24 protein-coding genes are annotated in these 23,028 nt (G+C 63.1%); 9 read left to right on the top strand and 15 right to left on the bottom strand.

Going from position 1 to position 23,028, the window contains the following annotated elements:
* The first annotated feature begins 6 nt into the window (after nt 1-6).
* Nucleotides 7-201: a heme-binding protein gene (locus tag ACSU04_RS15805; RefSeq protein ID WP_439280634.1), complete on the top strand. Its 195-nt coding sequence runs from the start codon at nt 7-9 to the stop codon at nt 199-201.
* Nucleotides 202-219: 18 nt separating this feature from the next.
* On the opposite strand, the gene ACSU04_RS15810 is transcribed toward ACSU04_RS15805, so the two are convergent.
* Nucleotides 220-1,260, bottom strand: coding sequence for a Gfo/Idh/MocA family protein (locus ACSU04_RS15810; protein ID WP_439290242.1), 1,041 nt, complete (start codon nt 1,258-1,260; stop codon nt 220-222).
* Between the two features lie 67 nt (nt 1,261-1,327).
* Here ACSU04_RS15810 and ACSU04_RS15815 point away from each other — a divergent pair, with 67 nt between their 5' ends.
* Genes ACSU04_RS15815 through ACSU04_RS15825 form a run of 3 tightly spaced genes read left to right on the top strand, consistent with a single transcriptional unit; the run spans nt 1,328 to nt 3,415 of the window.
* Nucleotides 1,328-1,948 (top strand): DUF4166 domain-containing protein, encoded by a 621-nt coding sequence (locus ACSU04_RS15815; protein ID WP_439280636.1) that lies wholly within the window; start codon nt 1,328-1,330, stop codon nt 1,946-1,948.
* Nucleotides 1,945-2,916, top strand: a complete 972-nt coding sequence (locus ACSU04_RS15820) for an epimerase (protein ID WP_439290243.1) — start codon at nt 1,945-1,947, stop codon at nt 2,914-2,916. The genes ACSU04_RS15815 and ACSU04_RS15820 overlap by 4 nt, the downstream gene beginning before the upstream one ends.
* A gap of 22 nt (nt 2,917-2,938) precedes the next feature.
* Entirely contained in the window at nt 2,939-3,415 is a 477-nt protein-coding gene (locus ACSU04_RS15825; protein WP_439280638.1) for an adenylyltransferase/cytidyltransferase family protein, read from the top strand.
* Between the two features lie 6 nt (nt 3,416-3,421).
* Here ACSU04_RS15825 and ACSU04_RS15830 read toward each other — a convergent pair whose 3' ends face one another.
* Nucleotides 3,422-3,814, bottom strand: a complete 393-nt coding sequence (locus ACSU04_RS15830; protein WP_439290244.1) for a PLD nuclease N-terminal domain-containing protein — start codon at nt 3,812-3,814, stop codon at nt 3,422-3,424.
* Nucleotides 3,815-3,877: 63 nt separating this feature from the next.
* Between ACSU04_RS15830 and ACSU04_RS15835 the strand changes: the two genes are divergently transcribed.
* Nucleotides 3,878-4,486 carry a GNAT family N-acetyltransferase gene (locus tag ACSU04_RS15835; protein ID WP_439280640.1) on the top strand — a complete coding sequence of 203 codons (609 nt, stop codon included), beginning with the start codon at nt 3,878-3,880 and terminating at the stop codon, nt 4,484-4,486.
* Between the two features lie 29 nt (nt 4,487-4,515).
* Here the strand turns inward: ACSU04_RS15835 and ACSU04_RS15840 are convergent, their stop codons facing one another.
* The 7 genes from ACSU04_RS15840 to ACSU04_RS15870 all read right to left on the bottom strand — a co-directional run bounded on the left by ACSU04_RS15840 (nt 4,516) and on the right by ACSU04_RS15870 (nt 13,416).
* Nucleotides 4,516-6,861: a glycoside hydrolase family 3 N-terminal domain-containing protein gene (locus tag ACSU04_RS15840; RefSeq protein ID WP_439290245.1), complete on the bottom strand. Its 2,346-nt coding sequence runs from the start codon at nt 6,859-6,861 to the stop codon at nt 4,516-4,518.
* 92 nt (nt 6,862-6,953) lie between these two features.
* Nucleotides 6,954-8,117, bottom strand: coding sequence for a serine hydrolase domain-containing protein (locus tag ACSU04_RS15845; RefSeq protein ID WP_439280642.1), 1,164 nt, complete (start codon nt 8,115-8,117; stop codon nt 6,954-6,956).
* A complete protein-coding gene (locus ACSU04_RS15850) occupies nt 8,114-8,941 on the bottom strand; it encodes an ATP-binding cassette domain-containing protein (protein ID WP_439290246.1) in 828 nt (275 codons plus the stop codon). Before ACSU04_RS15850 ends, ACSU04_RS15845 begins: the two co-directional genes overlap by 4 nt.
* A complete protein-coding gene (locus tag ACSU04_RS15855) occupies nt 8,938-9,897 on the bottom strand; it encodes an ABC transporter ATP-binding protein (protein ID WP_439280644.1) in 960 nt (319 codons plus the stop codon). The genes ACSU04_RS15850 and ACSU04_RS15855 overlap by 4 nt, the downstream gene beginning before the upstream one ends.
* Nucleotides 9,894-10,793, bottom strand: coding sequence for an ABC transporter permease (locus ACSU04_RS15860; RefSeq protein WP_439280645.1), 900 nt, complete (start codon nt 10,791-10,793; stop codon nt 9,894-9,896). Before ACSU04_RS15860 ends, ACSU04_RS15855 begins: the two co-directional genes overlap by 4 nt.
* Nucleotides 10,790-11,806 (bottom strand): ABC transporter permease, encoded by a 1,017-nt coding sequence (locus ACSU04_RS15865; RefSeq protein WP_439280646.1) that lies wholly within the window; start codon nt 11,804-11,806, stop codon nt 10,790-10,792. Before ACSU04_RS15865 ends, ACSU04_RS15860 begins: the two co-directional genes overlap by 4 nt.
* 14 nt (nt 11,807-11,820) lie before the next feature.
* The gene (locus ACSU04_RS15870) at nt 11,821-13,416 is read right to left on the bottom strand and encodes an ABC transporter substrate-binding protein (RefSeq protein WP_439290247.1); all 1,596 of its coding nucleotides are present in this window, start codon (nt 13,414-13,416) and stop codon (nt 11,821-11,823) included.
* Nucleotides 13,417-13,528: 112 nt separating this feature from the next.
* Here ACSU04_RS15870 and ACSU04_RS15875 point away from each other — a divergent pair, with 112 nt between their 5' ends.
* Nucleotides 13,529-14,419: a LysR family transcriptional regulator gene (locus ACSU04_RS15875; RefSeq protein WP_439290248.1), complete on the top strand. Its 891-nt coding sequence runs from the start codon at nt 13,529-13,531 to the stop codon at nt 14,417-14,419.
* Here the strand turns inward: ACSU04_RS15875 and ACSU04_RS15880 are convergent, their stop codons facing one another.
* Nucleotides 14,420-14,629, bottom strand: coding sequence for a hypothetical protein (locus ACSU04_RS15880; RefSeq protein ID WP_439280649.1), 210 nt, complete (start codon nt 14,627-14,629; stop codon nt 14,420-14,422).
* A gap of 190 nt (nt 14,630-14,819) precedes the next feature.
* On the opposite strand from ACSU04_RS15880, the gene ACSU04_RS15885 reads away from it, so the two are divergent.
* From ACSU04_RS15885 to ACSU04_RS15895, 3 genes are read left to right on the top strand one after another with little or no spacing between them, the layout of a single operon-like run.
* Complete coding sequence (locus ACSU04_RS15885) at nt 14,820-15,149, top strand: metal-sensitive transcriptional regulator (protein WP_439280650.1); 330 nt, start codon at nt 14,820-14,822, stop codon at nt 15,147-15,149.
* 50 nt (nt 15,150-15,199) lie between these two features.
* Nucleotides 15,200-15,457, top strand: coding sequence for a heavy-metal-associated domain-containing protein (locus ACSU04_RS15890; protein ID WP_439290249.1), 258 nt, complete (start codon nt 15,200-15,202; stop codon nt 15,455-15,457).
* A gap of 9 nt (nt 15,458-15,466) precedes the next feature.
* A complete protein-coding gene (locus tag ACSU04_RS15895) occupies nt 15,467-17,740 on the top strand; it encodes a heavy metal translocating P-type ATPase (RefSeq protein ID WP_439290250.1) in 2,274 nt (757 codons plus the stop codon).
* Nucleotides 17,741-17,921: 181 nt separating this feature from the next.
* Here ACSU04_RS15895 and ACSU04_RS15900 read toward each other — a convergent pair whose 3' ends face one another.
* From ACSU04_RS15900 to nrdH, 5 genes are all read right to left on the bottom strand, one after another.
* The gene (locus tag ACSU04_RS15900; RefSeq protein WP_439290251.1) at nt 17,922-18,692 is read right to left on the bottom strand and encodes an SDR family NAD(P)-dependent oxidoreductase; all 771 of its coding nucleotides are present in this window, start codon (nt 18,690-18,692) and stop codon (nt 17,922-17,924) included.
* Nucleotides 18,693-18,960: 268 nt separating this feature from the next.
* The gene (nrdF, locus tag ACSU04_RS15905; protein ID WP_439280654.1) at nt 18,961-19,941 is read right to left on the bottom strand and encodes a class 1b ribonucleoside-diphosphate reductase subunit beta; all 981 of its coding nucleotides are present in this window, start codon (nt 19,939-19,941) and stop codon (nt 18,961-18,963) included.
* Nucleotides 19,942-19,981: 40 nt separating this feature from the next.
* The gene (gene nrdE, locus ACSU04_RS15910) at nt 19,982-22,168 is read right to left on the bottom strand and encodes a class 1b ribonucleoside-diphosphate reductase subunit alpha (protein ID WP_439280655.1); all 2,187 of its coding nucleotides are present in this window, start codon (nt 22,166-22,168) and stop codon (nt 19,982-19,984) included.
* Nucleotides 22,123-22,584 carry a class Ib ribonucleoside-diphosphate reductase assembly flavoprotein NrdI gene (nrdI, locus tag ACSU04_RS15915; RefSeq protein ID WP_439280656.1) on the bottom strand — a complete coding sequence of 154 codons (462 nt, stop codon included), beginning with the start codon at nt 22,582-22,584 and terminating at the stop codon, nt 22,123-22,125. The genes nrdE and nrdI overlap by 46 nt, the downstream gene beginning before the upstream one ends.
* 9 nt (nt 22,585-22,593) lie before the next feature.
* Nucleotides 22,594-22,827 (bottom strand): glutaredoxin-like protein NrdH, encoded by a 234-nt coding sequence (gene nrdH / locus ACSU04_RS15920; protein ID WP_439280657.1) that lies wholly within the window; start codon nt 22,825-22,827, stop codon nt 22,594-22,596.
* Between the last annotated feature and the right edge of the window lie 201 nt (nt 22,828-23,028).

A 23,028-nucleotide genomic window follows, 5' to 3' on the forward strand; every position in this document is an offset into this window, starting at 1 on the left:
ACGCACGTGAGTACTGAAGAACTCGACGAGCGGATCGCGCAGCCGTGGAACGACGGTGCACTGTATGCCGCACACGGCGGTTCGTTCCCCGCCACTGTCAGCGGCACCGGGGTGGTCGGCAGCATCACGGTGTCTGGCCTCGCCCAGGCCGACGATCACGCTCTCGTCGTCGAGGCCTTGGAGCAGCACCTCGGGCTCTGAGGACGCCTCGTCCACCGCTCAGTCGGTGCGGAGGCTGCCGATCTGACGGCGGACTTCGTCGATGCTGCGCATGACCGCGACCGAGTCATTCAGGGAGTGCAACGGTGATTGTGTGCGCCCCTCTGCGACATATGATGCGAGTGCGGCAGCCTGCCAGGCAAGCCCGTCCCGCCCGACGAGTCCGCTCTCATCCTCCCAAACCTGCTCCGCACCATTCAGTGTGATGCGCAGTCTGGCCGGGAACACGAAGCTCGTCTCGTAGCTCACCGAACCGGCAGTGCCATACACGGCGGCAAGTCCAGGGGTCGTCACCGTCGTCGATGCACTCACCATAGCGCGTGCACCACGATCGTTCTCCAGCGAGATCAGCGCTTCGGTCTCAGCCCCGGTGGGGGCAAGAAGTCCCGATGCGGCGATGCTGGTAGGGACTCCGAGCACAGAGTGCGCGAACCACAGGCTGTAAACCCCGGCATCGATCATCACTCCGCCGCCGACAGCGGGATCAAAATTGGGATGCTCCGGGTCATACGTCCACTGCCATCCAAGGTGCGCCGTGACCAGCCGAACATCGCCGAGCGCGCCATCATCAAGAAGCTGCGCGAGGATGTCGGACTGCGGCAGGTACCGCGACCACATCGCCTCCATCGCGAAGACCCCGGCAGCCTTGGCAGCCTGAGCGATCTCCTCCGCTTGTACCGCAGTGAGGGCGATGGGCTTCTCGATCAGCACGTTCTTGCCCGCAGCGATCGCCTCGAGCGCCAACGGATGATGCTGCGCATGCGGCACCGAAATGTACACGACATCAATGTCGTCATCGTCAAGAAGACCTTGATAGCCCTGGTAGCGACGCGGGATGCCGTGGCGCTGCCCGAACGCCTCAGAGCGTTCCTGCGACCGTGACGCGACCGCGTGCACACGCTGATCTGTGTGTCGATGCACCGCGCTCACCCAGTCTTCTGCGATCCCTCCAGGACCGAGAACTCCCCAGCGCAGCACCGAACCGCCGCGCAGTGGGGTCACCCGCGGCACAGGTACAGACATTGGGTGACGTTCACTCACGATCGGTCTCCTTCTTGAGATCAAGTGGGGTTCACGCCCCCAGGCTCTCCCACTCTAGGCTTGGAGCATGACCCACATCTCGCAATCGCCGTATGCGCGCGCGCTGGATGATCGGATGCATGAGCTGCACCCCACGCTGCAGCAGTACTTCTCATCACTTCCCGAGGGGCACATCGGTGTCGGCGAGGGCGTGTTCAGCAGAGTCGGCACTCCTCGGCGATGGCTGTGGCCGTTGCTGCGTCCGCTGCACGAGCGCGGCGTGGTTTACGCGGGCTGGCAGCTGAGCGTCCCGTTCCGGGTCACCAACCGGCTCGTCAACGGCCGCGCGGTCAGCGAGCGTGAGTTTCTGCTACCTGGCCAGTCCTGGACGATGCGCGATGCCGTGTCGCTGCGGCCACACGGCAGACTCGTCGATGAGCTCGGTGAGCCGGGGATTGTGGCGGCGAGCTTCGAAGCCGAGGTGCGAGACGGCGCACTGATGATGACCAGCCACACGGTCGGTATTCGCATCGGAATGGCCAAGGTGCGCTTTCCCCGCTTCCTCTCCCCTGTCGTGCGCCTCACGGAGAGCTTCGATGACGTGCTCGAGCGTCAGCGTGTGGCCGTCACCATCGATGTCCCTCTGCTGGGCCGGGTCTACGAGTACGCCGGCGACTTCAGCTATCGCATCGAGGAGGACCCGCAGTGACCGCAGGACGCATCGTGATCGGAGGATCCTCCGGATTCATGGGACAGCACCTCCAGCGTAAGTACCGCGCCGAGGGCCGCGAGCTCGTCACGATCTCCCGGTCGGGTGCTGATCTGAGCTGGGGCGATCAGGCCGGCATCGACCAGGCCGTCGACGGAGCTTCCCTCGTGATCGGGCTCGCCGGCAAGAGCGTGAACTGTCGCTACACACCGGAGAACCGAGCCGAGATCTTCCGATCCCGCCTCGACACCACAGCTTCGCTCAGCGCTGCTATCGCGAGCGCCTCGAATCCGCCCGCACTGTGGGTGAACTCATCGACCGCGACGATCTATCGTCATGCCGAAGACCGGCCGATGACAGAGTCCGCGGGTGAGATCGGCACCGGATTCTCCGTCGAGGTCGCGAAGGCGTGGGAGCAGTCGTTGTTCGCCGATGACCTGCCGCGCACCCGCCGGGTGGCGCTGCGCAGCACGATCGTGCTGGGCCATGGCGGCGTGCTCGGACCGCTGAAGAACCTCGCGAGGATCGGACTCGGCGGAGCACAGCACGACGGTTGGTGGCCGGTGTCGAAGTCGCGGCGCGCGGCCGGCACCGGACACTTCCCGGGCGCGAAACGCGGCGCGCAGCGCTTCAGCTGGGTCCATATCGACGACGTGGCACGCATCATCGATTTTGTTGAGCAGCATCCAGAGCTTGACGGCCCCGTGAATGCCGCGGCCCCCTACCCCGTCGACAACACGACCTTCATGGCGAGCGTGCGGCGCGTGTTGGGCGCGAAGTTCGGCCCGCCAATGCCGCGATGGATGCTGGAGATCGGCGCCATCGGCATCCGCACCGAAACCGAGCTCATCCTCAAGAGTCGGTGGGTGGTACCGGAAAAATTAGCGGCTGCAGGATTCGAGTTCGAGTACCCGACGCTGGATGCCGCACTGCAGAAGTCCTTCGACCTGGCAGAATCGAACAGTTGATATTCACCGAAGAGAGACACTGATGACTACTGAGGCCATGGCCAAGCGGCTGGACTACAACCCCGGCCCCCGTGTCGGGATCACGTTTTCGACGTTCGACCTGCTCCATGCCGGGCACATCATGATGCTCGCTGAGGCGAAGCGCCAATGCGACTACCTCATCTGTGGGCTGCAGATGGATCCGACGCTGGATCGTCCGGAGAAGAATGCTCCGACGCAGACGGTCGTCGAGCGGTACATCCAGCTGCGAGGCTGTGAATACGTTGACGAGATTGTGCCGTACTCGACCGAACAGGATCTCGAGGACATCCTCCGCTCTTTCAAGCTCGACGTGCGCATTGTCGGCGATGAGTACATCGATCGTGACTTCACCGGTCGCACATACTGTGAGGAAAGCGGGATCGAGCTGTACTTCAACGGCCGAGACCACCGTTTCTCCAGCTCCGGGCTGCGCAAGATCGTGGCCGCCAAAGAGGCAGAGCGCGTCGCGCGACTCTGACGGGCGTCACGCCTGCGTCGCGTCGCCGCCCTCCTGTTTGCGCTTCTCAATTTCCTGACGTAGCCGCCATTCTTCGATCTCGCGGTCCAGGTCTGCGATCTGCTGCTCGGTGTTGCGGGAGTCTGCGGGCGGCGCCCAGCGCGAGTTCGCCGGCGTCTGCGTCCTCGTCTGCACCCGCGTCTGCGCCGCACGACGTGGCATCCTCGGCATGGGAATGCCGCCCCCGGAATACTCACGGCCGAGAGCGAACCAGAGGATGCTGCCGATCAGCGGCAGGAAGATAACGAGGATGATCCACACCATCTTCGGCAGACGCTTCACCTGGGCGTTGTCGCGCGTGATGACATCAATCAGCGCGACGATCATCAGCGCGACGACAAGAATCGACAAGAACGGCATGACTTCAGGGTAGACGACAGGCGAGTGTCATGCCCGCGATCAGCCCGGTGCTTGAATGGGGCCATGGCTTTTCTCGTCTCTCCCGCTCCCGTCACTCTCACCGGAAGCCTCGTCGAACTGCGCCCGCTCGATCGCAGTCACCACGACGGGCTCGTCGAGGCCGTGCAAGAGGGCAACCTGCAGGAGACAGCCTGGTACACATCCGTGCCCGCACCTGACGGAGTCGCCGCCGAGATCGAGCGTCGCCTCGCACTCAGCGAGAAGGGTGAGATGGTGCCGTTCACCGCATTCGATGCCGCCGGACGCGTGATCGGGCAGACGACCTACTACGACCTGGTCGCTGACGTGCCGCGTCTGCACATCGGATACACCTGGAATCGTCTATCCGCTCACGGCACCGGAACGAACGCGGAGTCCAAGCTGCTGCTCTTGCGGCATGCGTTCGAAACCCTCGGTGTCTACCGCGTCGGATTGACCACGCAGTGGCTGAACTTCCAGTCCCGTACGGCAATCGAGCGGCTCGGGGCGAAGCAGGACGGCGTGATGCGGGCGATCTCCCGCTATCGTAACGGCGCGCTACGCGACAGCGTGGAGTTCTCCGTCATCGAGCCGGAGTGGCCGGCTGTGAAGGCGAACCTGGAAGCACGATTGGCGAAGCACCGCCGGGGTTGACACCCCGACGGCGCTTCGCGTGCTGAGCGTCAGTCTTGTGCGTAGCTGAGGCCGAACCCGTACGCGAAAAGCGCCCCGTCTTCGGTCTCGTCGTAGCCGGGAGTGTCGCTGTTCTGCTCGATAACAGCCGCACGCGTGCCGGCCAGAGCGAACGGCAAACGCCCCTGCGGGTTGAACTCGCCGGAGACGACGTCCATCAACGCCGCCGTGGTGTTGCCGAAGTTGGCGAGGATCGCACCGGCATCGCGCAGGCCACTCTCCTCGTCGAGCACGAACGGCTGACGGAAGTAGATGTCCAAAACGGTGTTCTCGGCACCGACCTCGGCCATCACCTGCTGCACCGAGTCGAGCCCCGGGGTGACCTCCCACGACTCGGACTGCGCCATGCCGGTGAAGTCGATGATGCTCGACTCCCAAGGCAGCGAGCCGCCGAAACGCAGACCGGAGTCCGTGCAGGAACCGGTACCGGTGACGACGCACGCGTCAGCCGCCCCATAAGGACTCTGCCCGTCGAGTCCCGTGAAGCCGTCGATCACACTCGGGTTGATGTGGTCGCCGTTGAGGCCCGTTGCGGGGTCGTTGCTGACGTAGCCACCAGTGTTCGCGTTGCTCGCTGTCATCGAGATGAGCGCCACATCCGCATCGGCAGCCGTGCGCTGCTCCGCCGGATCGTTGCCATCGATGACCTCGAAGCCGGCAGCCTTGACCTCAGCGGCATCGACGTTGCCGAGTACGTAGACCGTCTCGCTGCCCTTGAGCGGAAGGAGCGGCTCACCGTCAGTCTCCTCGTTCTGCAGGAGAACTGTTGACTTGCGCTGCAGGTCCAGAGCGCTCGCCTGGTGTTCTGCGCTGCCCACCGTGGCATCAGCAAGAGCGGGGTCAACATATGGGTTCTCGAACAGCCCCATCTCGAACATCGGCGCCAACATACGTTCAGCGGCAAGCGTCACACGCTCTTCGCTGACCAGACCAGTCTCGACGAGGTCCGTGATCGTCGCCACATCGTGGAAGCCCGAGAGCGTGTCGGTTCCGCCGTTGATCGCGGCGGCCACCCGCTCGGGCACCGTGGCATCCTCCATGCCCCACGCCCGGTCGTTGATGATGCCGGTATCGGAGTTCACATAGCCTGCGAAGCCCATCTGGTCCCGCAGCAGGCCGTTGACGATCTGATCAGAGAACGCCATGCCGACTTCCTCGTAGTCCACGCCTTCGTAAGTGACGTCGACGGGCACGCCGTAGTACGGCATGATCGACGAGACGCCGGCTTCGATGGCGGCTTCGAACGGCTTGAGGTGGTAGCCGAATGCGTCGCCGGGATACACCTGCGCCTTGCCGAACGAGTAGTGCGGGTCAAGACCCAGCTCCTGCGGGCCGCCACCCGGGAAGTGCTTCATGGTCAGCGCGACGTTGGTGTCCGGGCTCAACGAGTTGCCATCGTTGCCAACCTCGCCCTGAAGCGACTCGACGAGCTGCCTGGCGATGTTCGCACCGAGATCAGCATCCTCGGTGAATGTTTCGTGCGTACGGTACCAGCGCGGTTCAGTGGACAGGTCGGCCATGTAGCCGTACATGCCACGCAGTCCGATCGATGACCATTCGTCGCCCATCACGGTGGCGAACTCGTCGACGACGGACATGTCACCGTCGGTCGCCTCGCCAGTCTGCAGAGCCTGTTCGCCGAGCGCTGCCGCGGCGATGCCTGCTTCCTTCGGGAACGGCGAGAAGGCACCGGCCGACTCGTTGATGCCCGCTCGTGCCTGCGGATCGATGTGGTTGCGAGCGTTGGATTTGTACAGCACCGGGATGCCGAGACGTGTCGCTTCGCTCTGCTCCTGGACCGCGTTCATGAACTCTGCGGCTTCGGAGGGCGTCACGGTGACGTTGGTGGAGAAGCCGCCGCCCGCAGGCGCGCAGTCCGCCCGTTCACCGGCATCCACCACGTTGCGGAAGATGAAGCGGTGCATCTGCTGCTCGCCGATGTAGTCGGCTGCCAGCGCGGGCACAGTGCCGAACTCACCGGTGGCGACGTCGCAAGACGCGTTGAGCGTGTCGATCAGCATGAGGCCGGCCTTCTCCTCAAGCGTCATCTGGCCGATGAGGTCGGCTACCCGATCATCGACGGGCTTGCGCCAGTCCTCGTAGACGTCCAGTGCGCCGTTTGCGTTGAGGTCCTTGAAGTACCGGCCCTTGACCTTGATGGTGTCCTTGGCCTTGGCCTCCAGCACCGGCGGCTTGCCGTGATTGCCCTCATCGCTGGTGGCGACGGGCTGCGGTGCGGCGGCGACTCCGCCTATGCCGACGGCCAGGGTCAGTGGCACGGCAAGGAGGAGTGACGCCAGACCTCGGCGGCGGACTCCACGTGAGAATGCGCTCATGAATCAGTTCTCCTTCGAACAGGGGGCTCTCGGATCCTTGTCCGAGTGCACCCAGCCTCGGTGAGCTATTCAGAGTGGGCAAGCTATTGCAGTCAGTTGCCCGTGATGTCGCGGAACAGGCCTGCATGCTTGTCGTTCCATGCCTCCGTCACCGGCTCCGGACACGACGACAGTTTGACGATCACCGTGTCCGTCAGTGGATCGAGCCAGACATACTGCCCGTGGATGCCCACGGCATACACGTTGCCGCGTTCGTTTCCGGTGGACCACCATTGATTGCGGTACGAGGCATTCGGATGCGTCCGCTGAATCGCCGATCCGCGTGCGAGCTCGGGGTCACCCCCTGCCATGGTTCGCGAAACCCACTCCGCAGATACGATCCGCTGACCCCCGAGTTCGCCTCCCGCGAGCATCAGCTCGCCGACGCGCGCCAGATCGCGGGCCGTGCACGAGATGCCGCCGTTGGCGAAGGCGAAACCGCCCTGATCCACGGTGATCGACGCCTCGTCCCGGCATCCGAGTCGCTGCCAGAGCCGATCCGCCACCTCATCGGCGTAACGCCGCCCGGTGACGGCCTCGATGATCCATGCCAGCACGTCTGTGTCGGCCGAGCAGTACTGAAACTGCTCACCGGGGGCGCCGCTGGATCGCAGAGACTGCAGGAACGCGTACGTGTCGCGCGGGTCGCCCGCACGCGGCAGACGCCAGCCTGCGACACGATCCTGCTGGCGCACCTCGGAATCAGGATCCCGGTAGTCCTCGCTGTAGGCGACGGCAACGGTCATGTCCAGCACCTGCTGCACCGTGGCGATACCGTGTGCGGAATCGGCGAGCTCGGGCAGATACGTCGAGACGTGCGCTTCAGGATCGATTAGGCCGTCATCGACGAGGCTCGCGATCGTGATTCCACAGATCGACTTCGACACGCTCATCAGCAGATGCTGGTCGCGCTCGGCGAACCCATCCCGGTAGTACTCGGCGAGCACCTCGCCATGACGTACCACCACCAGCGCATCGGTGAAGGCGGCATCGAGCCTGCTCTCCAGGCCGGGCACATTCGACAGCGCGTCGAGTCTCACGATGCGCTCGCGCTCCCTCGGTTGCCGAGCGATTGCCATCGTCGGCACGAAGTGCGAGACGTTCGCGAACGCCCAACGATTGTGCGGGGCGTCCTGCCAGTCTTCCTGGCTCGGCGCGGACTGTGCGTTCGGGTAGCGCGGCGGACGCGTCGAGATCGTCGAGATCGTGTCAGTCACAGCAGGATGCTCCTCTCGTCGCCGTCGGGCTGCGGCATCCGCACCCCGGGAACCGCCGGCATCGCCGCCAGCAGTTGACGTGTGTACTCGTGGCTCGGCGCGGTCAGCACGACATCCGCTGGCCCGGTCTCGACCAGCTGTCCACGGCGCATGACGCCCGCTTCATCGCTCATGTATCGCACGACATCGAGGTCGTGCGAGATCAGCAGGTAGCTCAGCCCTCGCTCGCGCTTCAGCCGCTGCAGCAGGTTCAGAACCTGTGCCTGCACCGAGACGTCCAGCGCGCTGGTGGGCTCATCGAGCACGACCAGCTGCGGTTCGGTGGCGATCGCGCGCGCTACTCCGGCGCGCTGCGCCTGCCCACCGGAGAGCTGATGTGGCAACCGTTCGCCGTGGCTCGAGGCGAGACCGACTTCGTCGAGCAGCGCCGAGACCCGACGGCGGACGTCGGCGGCGCTGAGTCGGGTATGGGTGACCAACGGCTCAGCCACGATGTCGCGAATGCGCATTCGCGGGTTCAGCGCCGCCTTCGGATTCTGGAACACGATGCCGGTCTCTGCACGCAGGCGGCGCAGCGCCGAGCCGCGCACAAGTGCCGGGTCGGTGCCGGCGATCAGGCTGCGCCCTGCATCCGGGACGATCAGACGCAGCACGCACCGCGCGATCGTGCTCTTGCCCGATCCAGATTCGCCCACCAGCCCGAACGTCGTGCCGCGAGCGATGCGAAAGCTCACGTCATCCACGGCGCGGAACGCGGTCCGGTGAACTCGATACTCCTTCACGATGTGCTCGACGACGAGGGCGGCGGTCTGCGGCTCGCTCATGCTTCCCCCACCCGGATGCAGGCGACTTCACGGAGCGCGCCGATCGGCATCAGCGCCGGATCCGTCAGGGTGCAGCGATCCTGTGCTCGCGGACAGCGATCAGCGAACGCGCATCCGGTGATACCAAGCAGATTCGCCGGCACGCTCCCGCGAATCGCATCCAGCTCCTGGCCTTTGGCGTGCCGAGCTGGCATCGCACCGAGCAGGCCACGGGTGTATGGGTGCTGCGGATTGGCCAGTACGTCGGCGCTCGGTCCGGACTCGATGACCCGGCCGGCGTACAGCACAGCGACCGTGTCACACACCTCTTGCACCACGCCGAGGTTGTGGGTGATGAACAGCACGCCGAATCCGAAGCGATCCCGCAGGGACAGCACGAGCTGCAGGATCTGCCGGGCGATCGTCACATCGAGCGCGGTGGTGGGCTCGTCGAGAATCAGCAGTTTCGGCTCGCAGATCAGCGCCTGAGCGATCATGACGCGCTGCAGCATCCCGCCGGAGAGCTCATGCGGATAGCTGTCGTACACGCGCTCCGGATCAGGTAGGCCCACATGGCCGAAATACTCCAGGATGTGCGCGCGCATCGCCGACCTACTCGTCCGTCGGTGTCGTTCGAGCACGGCGCGCAGCTGGCGTCCGAGGGTGAAGACCGGGTTGAACGCCGTGCCCGGATTCTGGAACACGATGGAGATGGCCTCGCCCCGCACCGGGGATGGACGGTCGAGTCGCTGTTCGATTCCGTCGAGCAGGATCCGCCCCGACGGTTCGGCCCCCTGCGGCAGCATCCCCAGCACGGCGAGGCCGGTCAGGCTCTTTCCGCAGCCGGTCTCTCCCACGATGCCGAGCACCTCGCCCGGCGCGATGCTGAGCGAGATGCCACGCACTGGACGGTTGGTCGTGCGACCGCGCTCGACGAATGCGATCTCCAGGTCTTCGACGCGAAGAAGGTCGGTCATCGCTTCACCTGCCTCGGGTCGAGGAGGTCGCGCAGTGCGTCTCCGATGAGGTTGAAGCCGAGCACGGTGAGGAAAATCCCGAGCCCTGGGAAAGTCGAGATCCACCAGTTCGTGAAGATCTGTCCTCGCCCCTCGGCGACCATGAGTCCCCAGTCGGGCGTCGGCGGCTGAGCACCGAGACCGAGGAAGGCCAACGACCCTGCCGCGAGCACGATCGCCCCGACATCGACTGTCCCCTGCACGATCACCGGCGTCATGCAGTTGCGCAGGATGTGACGGGTGAGGATGCGCCAGGTCGGCACTCCGATCGCGCGTGCTGCTTCGACGTAGGGGCGTTCCCGCAGCGAGCGTGCTTCTGCCCGCACCAGGCGCGCGTACCAGGGCCACCAGCAGATCGCGAGTGCCAGACCGGCGTTGAACAGGCTCGGCCCGAGCAGCGCGACCATCACCATCGCCAGGAGCAGAGGAGGAAATGCCTGGAACACCTCGGTCACGCGCATCAGCACGTTGTCGAGCCATCCGCCGTAGTAGCCGGCGATCGCTCCGAGCGGGATGCCGATCACCGCCGCGATAGCGACGACCGCAACCGAGATCGACAGGGCTGGCCTCGCGCCCAGGATCACTCGGCTGAGGATGTCACGACCGAGCTGGTCCGTGCCGAACAGGTGGGCGACGCTGGGCGCAAAGTTGCGCGTCTCGACATTCGTCTGGCCGAGCCCCTGCTCGGGGTAGGGAGCGATCCACTGGCCGAAGAACGCGAGCACGATGACCAGCACCACGATCGCGAGACCCGCAGCGGCGAGCCAGTCTGTGCGCAGCACACGCAGCAGTCGCGTGCCGGTGGTGTCCCGAGCAGGGAGCGGAAGCGGGCTGAGGACCGTCGTGATCGTGCTCATGCGACTTTCACTCTCGGGTCGAGTCGAGCCTGAATCAGGTCGACGATGAGGTTGGCGAGCAGGTAGGCGAAGGCGCCGAGCAGGGTGATCGCCATGATGGCCGGGTAGTCCACCGCGAGCATCGCTCCGCTGGCGAACTGCCCGATTCCCGGCCAGTTGAACACGACTTCGACGAAGAACGTGCCGGTCAGGGCGTATGCCGTCGCGAGGCCCACGATCGTCATGGTCGGCGGCAGTGCGTTCTTCAGCGCCAGCCGCCAACGCACCATGTGGTCCCGTAGGCCATACGCATTCGCGGTGAAGACGTAGTCCTCGCTAAGCACCTCCAGCATCGACGCGCGGATCATCCTGGCGACGAGGCCGAGCGGATAGGCAGCGAGCGTGATGGCAGGCAACAGCAGATGGACCATGCCGTCAGTCCAGGCGACGAAGTTGCCGGTGAGTAGACAGTCCAGCAGCGCGAAACCGGTGATGTCGGTGACGGGATGCGTGTATTCGATGGCCTTCGAGAACTGACCTGTTGCGGGAAGTATCCCCAGAGTTCCCACGAAGAACACCTGCAGCAGCAGTCCCAACCAGAACGAGGGAATCGACACGCCACCGATAGAGATCACGCGGATCGCCCCGTCGACGATGCCTCCAGGCCGGCGGCTCGCGAAGACACCGAGCGCGATGCCGCCAATGGTCGCGATCAGCATCGCCGCGAACAGCAGCTCGAGCGTGGCCGGAAGCCGGGCACCGAGCTCGAGCAGCACCGGCCTCTTCGTCGACAGCGAGTTACCCCAGTCTCCGGTGAGCAGACCGCCGAGATACGTCAGGAACTGCTCGGGCAGCGGATTGTTGAAGCCGAGCTTCTCACGGATCCGTTCCAGCTCCTCCGGCTGAGCTTTGGGCCCGGCGTAGACCACCGCCGGGTCGGACGGGACGATCCGGGTCAGGACGAAGACGATCAGCGTGATGACGAACAGCACGAGCACGGCCGAACCGATGCGCCTGACAAGGAATCTCCACATGATCCGAGCCTGGCTTACTCTGACGGGGTGATCCGCGAGAAGAACGTCGTGAACGGATAGTTCTCGTTGAAGTCGCCGATCGTCAACCCGACGGGTGCCACGGTCACGGCTTGAGCGTCGAACAGGAAGAGCGCCGGGGCTTGGTCGACCAAGAGTTCCATCGCCTGCTCGTATGTCGCCTGTGCCGCTTCGCGGTCGCTGCCGGTGAGGGTACTGGCCGTGTCGATCAGAGCGTCGTACTCGGGGTTGTCCCAGTAGCTCAGGTTGAAGAAAGGCTCCTCACTGGAGTGGAACAGGGAGTACAGGTTGTCGGATCCAGCGTCGCTGTAGGTCGGCCAGTAGTAGACGACGAAGATGTCTTGTGCTGTCGCCGGGTCGGCCTTGGCCGCCTCCCATTGCTGGTTGAAGAGCATCGCCGTCACGTTGACCTCCACGCCGATCTGGGCGAAGGCATCCTTGATCAACGGTACGAAACGCGTCTCGGTCGGATTCTCCGAGGCAAAGGTCAGTTCCAGGGTGAAGCCGTCAGGGTGCCCCGCCTGCGCGAGCAGTTCTCGAGCCTTGTCGAGATCCTGGGTGTACTGCGCGACATCCTCCGAGTACGGGAAGATCCCCTTCGGTACGGCAGCACGCGACTGTGATCCGTAGCCCAGCGCACTGACGTCGATGATGTCCTGGTAAGGCACCGCGTAGCTGAGCGCCTGTCGCACGATCGGGTCATCGAGCGGAGGGCGGGTGGTGTTGAGCATCGCGAGGTAGTTGAATGGCGAGTTGGCGGTGCGGATGTCCGAGCCGGTCTGTTCGGCCACGGACTCGATGTTCTCCAGCGGGATGCTGGTCGCGAAATCAACTTCGCCGGCGGTGAGCATCTGCTGCGCGGTGACGGCATCCGGGGTGATCGAGATGTCGACGATGTCGTAGTGCGAGGCGGTGTCAGTATTCCAATAGTCATTGAACGCGGTGAGCACCACCTTCTCTCCTGGCGAGTACTCGTCGAGAGTGTAGGGACCGGTACCGGCGTCGATGCCAGCCTCGAAGTACAGCTCGTCGGCGGCCGAGGCTTCCAGTGCCTTGGGCGAGACGATCCAGGCACCATAGGTGGAGGCGGCGACAAGATCCATGGGTGCGGAGTAGGCCAGGTGCATGACGACGGTCGAGTCGTCCGTCGCCTCCAGGCTTTCCAGCGGCGCCCAGATGAATGCCGCGCCGGCACGTTCCCTGGCGGCTTCGATGCTGGCGACGACAGCGGCAGCATCAACGACCTCGCCATCGTGGAAGGTCACGCCTTCACGGATGTGGAATGTCCAGGTCAGCCCGTCTTCGCTGGTCTCCCACGACTCGGCGATCGCCGGTGTGAACTCCTCTGCGGAGCCTTCGGCGTTCTTCCACAGCAGCGGCTCGTAGAGATTGCCCAGATAGAGCGCCTCAGTGGAGAAGGAGGTGATCGGATCCCACGTCGTGACGGCTGCGGAGGCCGCGACGGTCAGTACGTCGACCTCGGAGGATTCGTTCTCAGCTCCTCCGGCGGAGCAGGCCGCCAGAGACACGGCGGCGACGGTGGTCAGAGTTATCAGTGCAGTTCGCTGTGTTCGAGTGCGGGTGACGTCCATGTCGACCTCCAGAGAAGGGCCGCGAAGGGGCGGGTTCCGGCCAGTCTATGGACAGGAGGTCGAGACTCACCAATACTTGTTTTTCAGTACTTAGATGCTTGAGAGGTATCGCATGGACCTTCGCCTGCTGCGTTACTTCATCGCGGTGTCCGAACACGGGACCGTGCATGGCGCGGCCGAGGCGGTACGCGTCGCTCAGCCTTCACTGAGTCGCCAGATCCGTCGCCTGGAACAGGATCTGGGGTTCGCGCTCTTCGACCGAGAACCCCGTGGTGTGACGCTGACCGCCGCGGGTCGCGCCTTCCTCCCCGTCGCCAAGGATCTACTCACCCGCTCCGCGCGGGCCACCTCGACCGCGCGTTCAATCGCTCTGGGGGCCGGCGATGCTTTGACTGTGGCATCCGCCAATACGACCGTGACCGACATTCTGGCGCCCTTCGTCGTCGCACAGGGTGCCGACGGGCCGATCAGCAACGCCGTCGAGGCACTCCCGGAGCATGTGTACAGCGTCTTCGCGCGAGGCGACGCCGACTTCGCGGTCGGCACGCGTATCCCTCCGGCGGAGTTCCGCTCGCGGGTGATCGGTCACGCGTATCTGTGGGCCCAGGTACATCCTGAACACCCGCTCGCTGACAGCCCCGGCATCCGCCTCACGCGCTTGGTAGAGGAGCCGCTGATCGTGATGAGCCGCGCCCACGGCGTGCGCCAGATGTTTGACAACGCGGTGTCGCGGGCAGGACTCTCGTACACACCCGCCACGGAAACCGAGTCGTCATCGCTCGCACTGGCACTCGCTGCGGCGGGCCGCGGGATCTGCGTGCTGTCGGATGACTCCCGCTATGGCTTGCGCACGGTGCCGATTACTGCTCCGGACGGCGACCTCGTCATCACTCTCTATGGAGTATGGGACGACAAGCACTTCGCACACGCACGGATCGAGCAGTGCCTGGAGGAGCTCAGCGACTTCGTCGCCGAGCTATATCCGCAAGCGTCACGCCGCTGATCAGTTGGCGGCGGGGCCACCATCCCAGTTGTTCGAACGACGCGTTGCGCCACTGCGGCCGCCGCGCATGATCCACGCCATCGCCAGGGTGAACAAGAGCAGGCCAGCGCAGAACACGAGCGCCTGAAAGTCGGGCAGGCCGTGCGAGATGCCCATCAGCACGATCCCGCCGATGAAAAGGACCAAGAAGATGATGAAGCTGAGAATCACGGGTGCCTCCTGTAGTGAATGCCCTATCCAGGATACCCGGATGCCGACGCGGAAATGGCTTTCGGGACGGATGCCTCAGCATCCGCCCTGCCGAAGGCGCTATCCGGACGCCGACGGTTGCCTTCCGTTATCGCACGGATACCCCCAGGGGGTAGTTGACACGCATACCCCCCGGGGGTACTCTCGAGTCATGGAGATCGTCGCAGCACCCACCGATGAGCACGTCAATCACGCCTACACCGCGAACAAAGATGCCCTGCTGAAGCGCCTGGGTCGCATCGAGGGGCAGGTGCGTGGGGTGACCCGCATGGTTGACGACGAAAAGTACTGCATCGACATCCTCACCCAGATCTCTGCCATCAATGCGGCCCTGCACAAGGTCAGCCTCGGTCTCATCGAAGACCACGTCTCGCACTGTGTCGTCGACGCTGCGGCTCAATCGGCCAATACCGGTGATCAGTCGTTCGTGGCGGAGAAGGTCGCCGAGGTGACCACTGCCATCGGTCGACTGCTGCGCTAACGGCCCGTCAACTTATTCATCCCCCGAAGAACCCACCAGAGGAGATCCCAATGAGCAATGAATCAGGACGCGAAGCCATGAACCAGAACGACATCACCCTGAAGATCGACGGCATGACCTGCGGCCACTGTGTTTCCTCCGTGACGGAGGAACTCACAGCCGTCCCCGGCATCAGCAATGTCGAGGTCGCCCTCACCGCGGGCGGCACCTCCACCGCAACGATCACCACCACCGCCGCTGTGGAGAACTCAGTTCTTGAAGCCGCGGTCATCGAGGCCGGCTACACGCTGGTCTCTGTAAACGCCTAAGACGGAATCATGAGCAACGAGATCACGGCCCCCGGCAATCAGCGCGTCGTTGAACTGGACATCCAGGGCATGACCTGCGCATCGTGTGTGAGCAGGGTCGAACGCAAACTCGGCAAGATCGAGGGAGTCGAAGCCCTAGTGAACCTGCCGCTGGAGTCAGCGCGCATCACGGTGTCCGAAGACGTGACAGATGAGCAGCTCATCTCCACCGTCGAGTCCGCTGGCTATCAGGCCAAGGTGAAGGTCGATAAGTACGCTTCCGCGGCTGAGACGACTGGCGAGGTCGACTCCTCCCAGAATACGTCGCGCACTGACCACACGACCGCCCACGGCGGCAACGACTTGAAGATCCGTCTGATCGTGGCGGTGATCTTCACCGTGCCGCTGTTCGTGATTTCCATGATTCCCGGAGCTCAGTTCCCGCACTGGGGATGGGTCGCTTTGGTCCTCGCCACTCCGGTGACGTTCTGGTCTGCGTGGCCGTTCCACCGCGCCGCAGCGATCAATGCCCGTCACCTCGCATCCACGATGGACACCCTGGTGTCGATCGGTGTGCTGGCTGCCTACTTCTTCTCGCTCTGGCAGCTGATCAAGGATCCGAGCGTCACTGCCCACATCGACATGGCAATGAGTGACCATGCGCTCTACTTCGAAACCGCAGGCGTCGTGGCGACCTTCCTGCTGCTCGGCCGCTACCTCGAGGCGCGTGCCAAGTCCCGCGCCGGCGATGCGCTGAAGACTTTGCTCGATCTGGGTGCCAAGGAAGCTGTTGTGCTGCGTGATGGCATCGAAGTGAAGATTCCGGCATCCGAGCTGGTTCCCGGTGATGAATTCGTCACCCGCCCCGGCGAGAAGATCGCGACCGACGGCTTCGTCGTTTCCGGCCACTCTGCTGTGGACACCGCTCTGGTCACTGGCGAGTCGGTTCCCGTCGAGGTAGGGCCGGATGACACGGTCATCGGCGCGACCATCAATACGTCCGGCCGGCTGCTGGTGCGGGCGACGCGTGTAGGCAAAGACACGACGCTCGCGCAGATGGGCCGGATGGTCTCCGAGGCGCAGACCGGCAAGGCCCCCATCGCCCGGCTCGCGGATCGTATTTCCGCGGTCTTCGTGCCGATCGTGCTGGCTATCGCCGTGGTCACGTTCGTGCTGTGGATGCTGTTCACCAACGATGTGAACGCGGCTTTCACCGCATCCGTCGCGGTGCTGGTGATCGCCTGCCCGTGCGCACTGGGCCTGGCTACCCCGATCGGGTTACTGGTGGGCACCGGGCGCGGTGCGCAGCTGGGCATCCTGATCCGCGGCCCGCAGGTACTGGAAGACACCCGCAAGATCGACACCGTGCTGCTGGACAAGACCGGGACCATCACGGAGGGCAACCTCGCCGTGACCTCGGTCACCCCGACCGAGGGAGTCAGCCAGGCTGAGCTGCTGGCCCTGGCTGGTGCAGCCGAGTCCGGCTCTGAACACCCGATCGCTCAGGCGATCGTCCATGCAGCGAGGGCCGAAGCGCCGCTCCGTGAGGCCGCCTCGTTCACCTCCGCCCCCGGAGGCGGCGTCCTCTCCACTGTCGGCACCCACACCGTTGTCGTCGGCCGGATGAGCTGGCTGAAGGAGAACGGGGTCGCTCTGACCCAGACGCATCTCTCCGATTTGACCGTCGCACAGCTCAACGGTGCAACGTCGATCATGGTCGCCGTCGATGGACATTTTGCGGGGCTGGTCAACCTGACCGATACCGTCAAGGCGTCGTCCGCTGCTGCAATCGCGAATCTCAAGAGCCTCGGGCTGCGCCCCATCCTGCTCACCGGCGACAACGCAGCGGTGGCACAGCAGGTTGCTGCGAAGGTCGGCATCGCCCCGGAGGATGTCTTCGCTGACGTCTTCCCCGATGGCAAGGCGCAGACCGTTCGCGACCTGCAGGCCAGCGGTCACGTTGTCGCCATGGTGGGCGACGGAGTGAATGACGCTCCGGCGCTCGCTCAGGCAGACCTGGGTGTGGCGATGGGATCCGGCACCGATGTGGCGATCGAAGCGGCGGACATCACGATCATGGGCGACGATTTGGCCCAGGTCGCTCAGTCGATCGAGCTCTCCCGCAAGACGCTGGGCACGATCAAGGTGAACCTGTTCTGGGCGTTCCTCTACAACACGATCGGCATCCCGATCGCGGCCCTCGGATTCCTGAACCCAATGATCGCCGGTGCCGCGATGGCTGCCAGTTCGGTGCTGGTCGTGGCGAACTCGTTGCGGCTGCGCAGCTTCGGCAAGCGCCGGTAGAACTCGCCGAGCTTTTCAACGCCGCCCGCGATATAACGCCCCATTCAACGACAGCCCGAAACTATCCGCTGACAACCGCCGCTCGCTACTCCCGTTGCAGGACTTCGATGAGTCCCGCAACGGGAACGTTCCACAGGACATCGGGGTACGACGCACCGGGATTTGAGCGGTTCAATTCAAACTAGCGGCCGGTGTAGCCGCCGTCGATGTGCAGCACTGAGCCGGTCACATAGCTTGAGCTATCGGAGAGCAGCCAGACGCTACCTTCGGCGACTTCCTCGGGCTTTCCGAAGCGGTTGAGCACCGACAGAGTTGGCGCGACGTCTTCAGCCTTGAGGTTGTTGTCTGCCATCGACTCGAAGAGCATTGGAGTCTCGATCGCGCCGGGCGCGACTGAATTGACCCGGATGTTGTGTGAACCGTTCTCGAGCGCAGCGCTTTTGGTGAGGCCGACGACGCCGTGCTTGGCCGCCGTGTAGACGCCCTGGTTGTATTGCGGGCGGAACGCGTTAGTCGAGGAGATATTCACGATCGATCCACCTTGTGCTTGCTCGATGAGCTGCCGCAACTCGAACTTGAGGCACAGCGCCACGCCCTTGAGATCGACTCCGATGAGACGGTCGAAGTAGCTGTCATCCAATTCTGAGAGCGGCGAGGTGTCGGGCTTGAGCGCCGCGTTGTTGACAGCGCCGTCGAGGCGTCCATACGCTTCGACGGTCTTCTTCACCATGTTTTCAACGGATGCGGAGTCGGATACATCCGTCATCACGAACGTAGCCTCGCCACCTTCGGCCTTGATGCTGTCGACCACGGCTTGACCACCGGCTTCATTGAAATCGGCAACGATCACCTTCGCGCCCGCAGCCGCCGCCAAGCGCGCGGTAGCAGCCCCCATGCCCTGAGCGCTACCAGTGACGATGATGACCTTGTCTTGGAGAACCGGGAATGTCATGTTGACCTCTCTTGCTTGTCGAAATGGTCGAGAGTCGGGTGTGGCCTCGACCGCCACCACCTATTCTCGTACACATGTGAGAGACCCCGAGCGCTCGGCCTGGGAAGCATCGGCCTCGAGACGCTCCTGGCGGCAATCGCGCACTAACCCCAAATTTCGGGTGGCTCCTCTGCCGTATCGAAGAGGGCACGGAAAAGGCCCGAACCCGCGAGATTTCGCAGATCCGGGCCTCTGACCAGGCTTTCAGCCGGGACTCAAAGAGAAGCTCTTAGAAGTCCCAGTCGTCGTCCTCTGTCGCTTCGGCCTTGCCGATGACGTACGACGAGCCAGACCCCGAGAAGAAGTCGTGGTTCTCATCGCCGTTGGGTGAAAGCGCCGACAGAATTGCCGGGTTCACGTTCGTCAGCGTGGAGGGGAACATCGCCTCGTAGCCGAGGTTCATCAGCGCCTTGTTGGCGTTGTAGTGCAGGAACTTCTTGACGTCTTCGGTGAGGCCGACGCCGTCGTAGAGGTCCTGCGTGTACTGCACCTCGTTGTCATAGAGCTCATACATGAGGTTGAAGGTGTACTCCTTCAGCTCATCACGGCGCTCCTGGGTCTCCTTCTCGAGACCCTTCTGGAACTTGTAGCCGATGTAGTAACCGTGCACAGCCTCGTCACGGATGATGAGGCGGATCAGGTCAGCCGTGTTCGTCAGCTTCGCCTTGGACGACCAGTAGATCGGCAGGTAGAAGCCCGAGTAGAACAGGAACGACTCCAGCAGCGTCGAGGCGATCTTGCGCTTGAGCGGGTCATCACCGGTGTAGTAGTTCATGATGATCTGAGCCTTCTTCTGAAGGTTCACGTTCTCGGAGGACCACCGGAAGGCCTCATCGATCTCTTTGGTCGAGCACAGCGTCGAGAAGATCGACGAGTAGCTCTTCGCGTGAACCGACTCCATGAACGCGATGTTGGTGTACACCGCTTCCTCATGCTGAGTGATCGCGTCAGGGATCAGTGACACCGCACCAACGGTGCCCTGGATCGTGTCGAGCAACGTGAGACCGGTGAAGACCCGCATCGTCATGAGCTGCTCTTCCGGCGTCAACGTGTTCCACGACTGGATGTCGTTCGACAGCGGCACCTTCTCGGGCAGCCAGAAGTTATTCACCAGACGGTTCCAGACCTCGAGGTCCTTGTCGTCTTCGATGCGGTTCCAGTTGATCGCCTGTACGTGGTCGACCAGCTTGAGCTTCGGTACGGGAGTCATCCTGCTTCTCTCTTTTACAAAAATCCCTGATCAGCGGGCATTAAAGCATGCAGCTGACGCATTCGGCCATGTCGGTCCCCTCGAGTGCCATCTGGCGGAGGCGGATGTAGTAGATCGTCTTGATGCCCTTGCGCCATGCGTAGATCTGGGCCCGGTTGATGTCACGCGTGGTGGCGGTGTCCTTGAAGAACAGCGTCAGCGAGAGGCCCTGGTCAACGTGCTGCGTGGCCGCAGCGTACGTGTCGATGACCTTCTCGTAGCCGATCTCATACGCGTCCTCGTAGTACTCGAGGTTGTCGTTCGTCATGAACGGCGCCGGGTAGTAGACGCGGCCGAGCTTGCCTTCCTTGCGGATCTCAACCTTCGACGCGATCGGGTGGATCGAGCTCGTGGAGTTGTTGATGTACGAGATCGAGCCGGTCGGCGGCACCGCCTGCAGGTTCTGGTTGTAGATGCCATGCTTCTGGATGCTGTCCTTGAGCCCTGCCCAGTCAGCCTGGGTGGGGATGTGCATTCCAGCGAAAAGCTCCTTGACCTTTTCGGTCTCGGGCTCCCAGGTGCGCTCGATGTACTTGTCGAAGAATTCACCCGACGCGTAGGTGGAGTCCTCGAACCCGTCGAAGGACACGCCACGCTCGATGGACAGCATGTTCGATGCACGCAACGCGTGGAACAGCACCGTGTAGAAGTAGATGTTCGTGAAGTCGATGCCGACCTCAGAGCCGTAGTGCACGTGCTCACGAGCCAGGTATCCGTGCAGGTTCATCTGGCCGAGGCCGATGGCGTGCGAGCGGTCGTTGCCCACCTCGATGGAGCGCACCGAGGCGATGTGGCTCTGGTTGCTGACTGCGGTGAGCCCCCGGATCGCCGTCTCTACCGTCTTACCCAGGTCACCGGCATCCATCGCCAGCGCGATGTTCATCGAGCCGAGGTTGCACGAGATGTCCTTGCCGATCTGGTCGTACGAGAGGTCCTCGTTGTACGTGGTCGGCGTGTTCACCTGCAGGATCTCGCTGCAGAGGTTCGACATGTTGATGCGGCCCTTGATCGGGTTCGCCTTGTTGACCGTGTCCTCGAACATGATGTACGGGTAGCCGGACTCGAACTGGATCTCAGCGATGGTCTGGAAGAACTCACGCGCATTGATCTTCGTCTTCTTGATGCGAGGGTCATCAACCATCTCGCGGTACTTCTCGGTGACCGAGATGTCACCGAAGGGCACTCCGTAGACCTTCTCGACGTCATACGGCGAGAACAGGTACATGTCTTCGCCATTCTTGGCGAGCTCGAACGTGATGTCGGGAACGACGACGCCCAGCGACAACGTCTTGATGCGGATCTTCTCGTCAGCGTTCTCACGCTTGGTGTCAAGGAAGCGCATGATGTCGGGGTGGTGTGCGTTCAGGTAGACCGCACCTGCACCCTGGCGGGCACCAAGCTGGTTGGCGTAGCTGAAGCTGTCTTCGAGAAGCTTCATGACGGGGATGATGCCGCTGGACTGGTTCTCGATCTGCTTGATCGGCGCACCGGACTCACGAATGTTCGACAGCAGCAGCGCCACGCCACCGCCACGCTTGGACAGCTGCAGCGAGGAGTTGATCCCGCGGGAGATCGACTCCATGTTGTCTTCGATACGCAGCAGGAAGCAGCTGACGAGTTCGCCGCGCTGCGCCTTGCCCGAGTTGAGGAAGGTGGGCGTCGCGGGCTGGAACCGGCCGGAGATGATCTCCTCGACCAGATCGATCGCGACCTGCTCCTCACCGTCAGCGAGACCCAGAGCAGTCATCACGACGCGGTCTTCGAAGCGCTCGAGGTAGCGCTTGCCATCGAAGGTCTTCAGCGTGTAGCTCGTGTAGTACTTGAACGCGCCGAGGAAGGTCTCGAAGCGGAACTTCTTCGAGTAGGCGAGGTCGTTGAGCTTCTGGATGAACTCCATCGAGTACTTCTCGATGAGAGCACCCTCGTAGTACTCCTTCTCGACCAGGTAGTCCAGGCGCTCTTTGAGGGAGTGGAAGAACACCGTGTTCTGGTTCACGTGCTGCAGGAAGTACTCCTGCGCAGCACGCTTATCGGCACCGAACTGGATCTTGCCGTCCGCGTCGTAAAGGTTCAGCATCGCGTTGAGCGAGTGATAGTCGAGTCCCTCGTACGCGGGGTTGGCCTTGAACGCCACCCGCTCGGTCACGGTGTCATGCCCTGCATGCTCTTCAACTGCGATACCCACCATCGTTCCAATCCGTCGCTCACGCGATCAACATCGTCTTGCGTGCCGAATACTTCAAGCCGATACAAGTGCGGCACATCACACTTGCGGCTGATGATCTCTCCGGCGAGACAGAACGACTCACCGAAGTTGGTATTTCCTGCGGAGATCACTCCGCGAATATGACGCCGGTTTCGCTCTTCATTGAGGAACCGAATCACCTGTTTGGGTACAGCACCCTTCTCCTCATCACGCCCCTGCCCTCCGCCATACGTTGGCGTGACAAGCACGAAGGGTTCATCGATGAGAAGAGGCTCTTCATTGCGGTGCAACGGGATGCGTTGCGCAGGCAGACCGAGCTTGTCGACGAACCTGGCCGTGTTACCCGAGATGCTGGAGAAATAGACCAGGAGCGGCGCGGCAGTCGCAACGGCGCTCATGACGAATCCTTATGCCAAGCGAGAAGCGAGTTCGTTGATCTTGTCGGGACGGAAGCCCGACCAGTGGTCCTCGTCAGTGACGACGACGGGCGCCTGCATGTAGCCGAGCGCCTTGACCCGCTCGAGCGCCGCAGCGTCTTCAGAGAGGTCGTGAATTTCGTACTCGATGCCCTGTGCATCCAGCGCGCGATAGGTCGCGTTGCACTGAACACAGGAAGGCTTCGTGTAGACCGTAATCGACATCTTTTTCCCCTCAAATCTAGATTTTCCGGCAGACCCCCCACCGGGACTTCAATACTACATATAGGTACGGACATTGAGACTGACCACAAGGGCTAGTAGTTACATCCCTGTAGTTTTCCACCGCTCTCCACTGGTACAACACAGGTTGTCCACCATTTCATCCACAGCCGCGGAAAGAGTTTCAGACCCCGCGAAGCGCAT

It is taken from the genome of Microbacterium sp. A84, from assembly GCF_051842815.1.
Taxonomy (GTDB): Bacteria; Actinomycetota; Actinomycetes; order Actinomycetales; family Microbacteriaceae; genus Microbacterium.

Excerpts from the sequence above, each read along its gene's own strand:
- ACSU04_RS15895 (WP_439290250.1), top strand. The coding sequence starts at position 15,467 with ATGAGCAACGAGATCACGGCCCCCGGCAATCAGCGCGTCGTTGAACTG.
- ACSU04_RS15835 (WP_439280640.1), top strand. The coding sequence starts at position 3,878 with ATGGCTTTTCTCGTCTCTCCCGCTCCCGTCACTCTCACCGGAAGCCTC.
- ACSU04_RS15860 (WP_439280645.1), bottom strand. The coding sequence starts at position 10,793 with ATGAGCACGATCACGACGGTCCTCAGCCCGCTTCCGCTCCCTGCTCGG.
- ACSU04_RS15885 (WP_439280650.1), top strand. The coding sequence starts at position 14,820 with ATGGAGATCGTCGCAGCACCCACCGATGAGCACGTCAATCACGCCTAC.
- nrdI (WP_439280656.1), bottom strand. The coding sequence starts at position 22,584 with ATGAGCGCCGTTGCGACTGCCGCGCCGCTCCTGGTCTATTTCTCCAGC.
- ACSU04_RS15830 (WP_439290244.1), bottom strand. The coding sequence starts at position 3,814 with ATGCCGTTCTTGTCGATTCTTGTCGTCGCGCTGATGATCGTCGCGCTG.
- nrdF (WP_439280654.1), bottom strand. The coding sequence starts at position 19,941 with ATGACTCCCGTACCGAAGCTCAAGCTGGTCGACCACGTACAGGCGATC.
- ACSU04_RS15875 (WP_439290248.1), top strand. The coding sequence starts at position 13,529 with ATGGACCTTCGCCTGCTGCGTTACTTCATCGCGGTGTCCGAACACGGG.
- nrdH (WP_439280657.1), bottom strand. The coding sequence starts at position 22,827 with ATGTCGATTACGGTCTACACGAAGCCTTCCTGTGTTCAGTGCAACGCG.
- ACSU04_RS15825 (WP_439280638.1), top strand. The coding sequence starts at position 2,939 with ATGACTACTGAGGCCATGGCCAAGCGGCTGGACTACAACCCCGGCCCC.
- ACSU04_RS15870 (WP_439290247.1), bottom strand. The coding sequence starts at position 13,416 with ATGGACGTCACCCGCACTCGAACACAGCGAACTGCACTGATAACTCTG.
- nrdE (WP_439280655.1), bottom strand. The coding sequence starts at position 22,168 with ATGGTGGGTATCGCAGTTGAAGAGCATGCAGGGCATGACACCGTGACC.
- ACSU04_RS15815 (WP_439280636.1), top strand. The coding sequence starts at position 1,328 with ATGACCCACATCTCGCAATCGCCGTATGCGCGCGCGCTGGATGATCGG.
- ACSU04_RS15855 (WP_439280644.1), bottom strand. The coding sequence starts at position 9,897 with ATGACCGACCTTCTTCGCGTCGAAGACCTGGAGATCGCATTCGTCGAG.
- ACSU04_RS15840 (WP_439290245.1), bottom strand. The coding sequence starts at position 6,861 with ATGAGCGCATTCTCACGTGGAGTCCGCCGCCGAGGTCTGGCGTCACTC.
- ACSU04_RS15890 (WP_439290249.1), top strand. The coding sequence starts at position 15,200 with ATGAGCAATGAATCAGGACGCGAAGCCATGAACCAGAACGACATCACC.
- ACSU04_RS15865 (WP_439280646.1), bottom strand. The coding sequence starts at position 11,806 with ATGTGGAGATTCCTTGTCAGGCGCATCGGTTCGGCCGTGCTCGTGCTG.
- ACSU04_RS15900 (WP_439290251.1), bottom strand. The coding sequence starts at position 18,692 with ATGACATTCCCGGTTCTCCAAGACAAGGTCATCATCGTCACTGGTAGC.
- ACSU04_RS15850 (WP_439290246.1), bottom strand. The coding sequence starts at position 8,941 with ATGAGCGAGCCGCAGACCGCCGCCCTCGTCGTCGAGCACATCGTGAAG.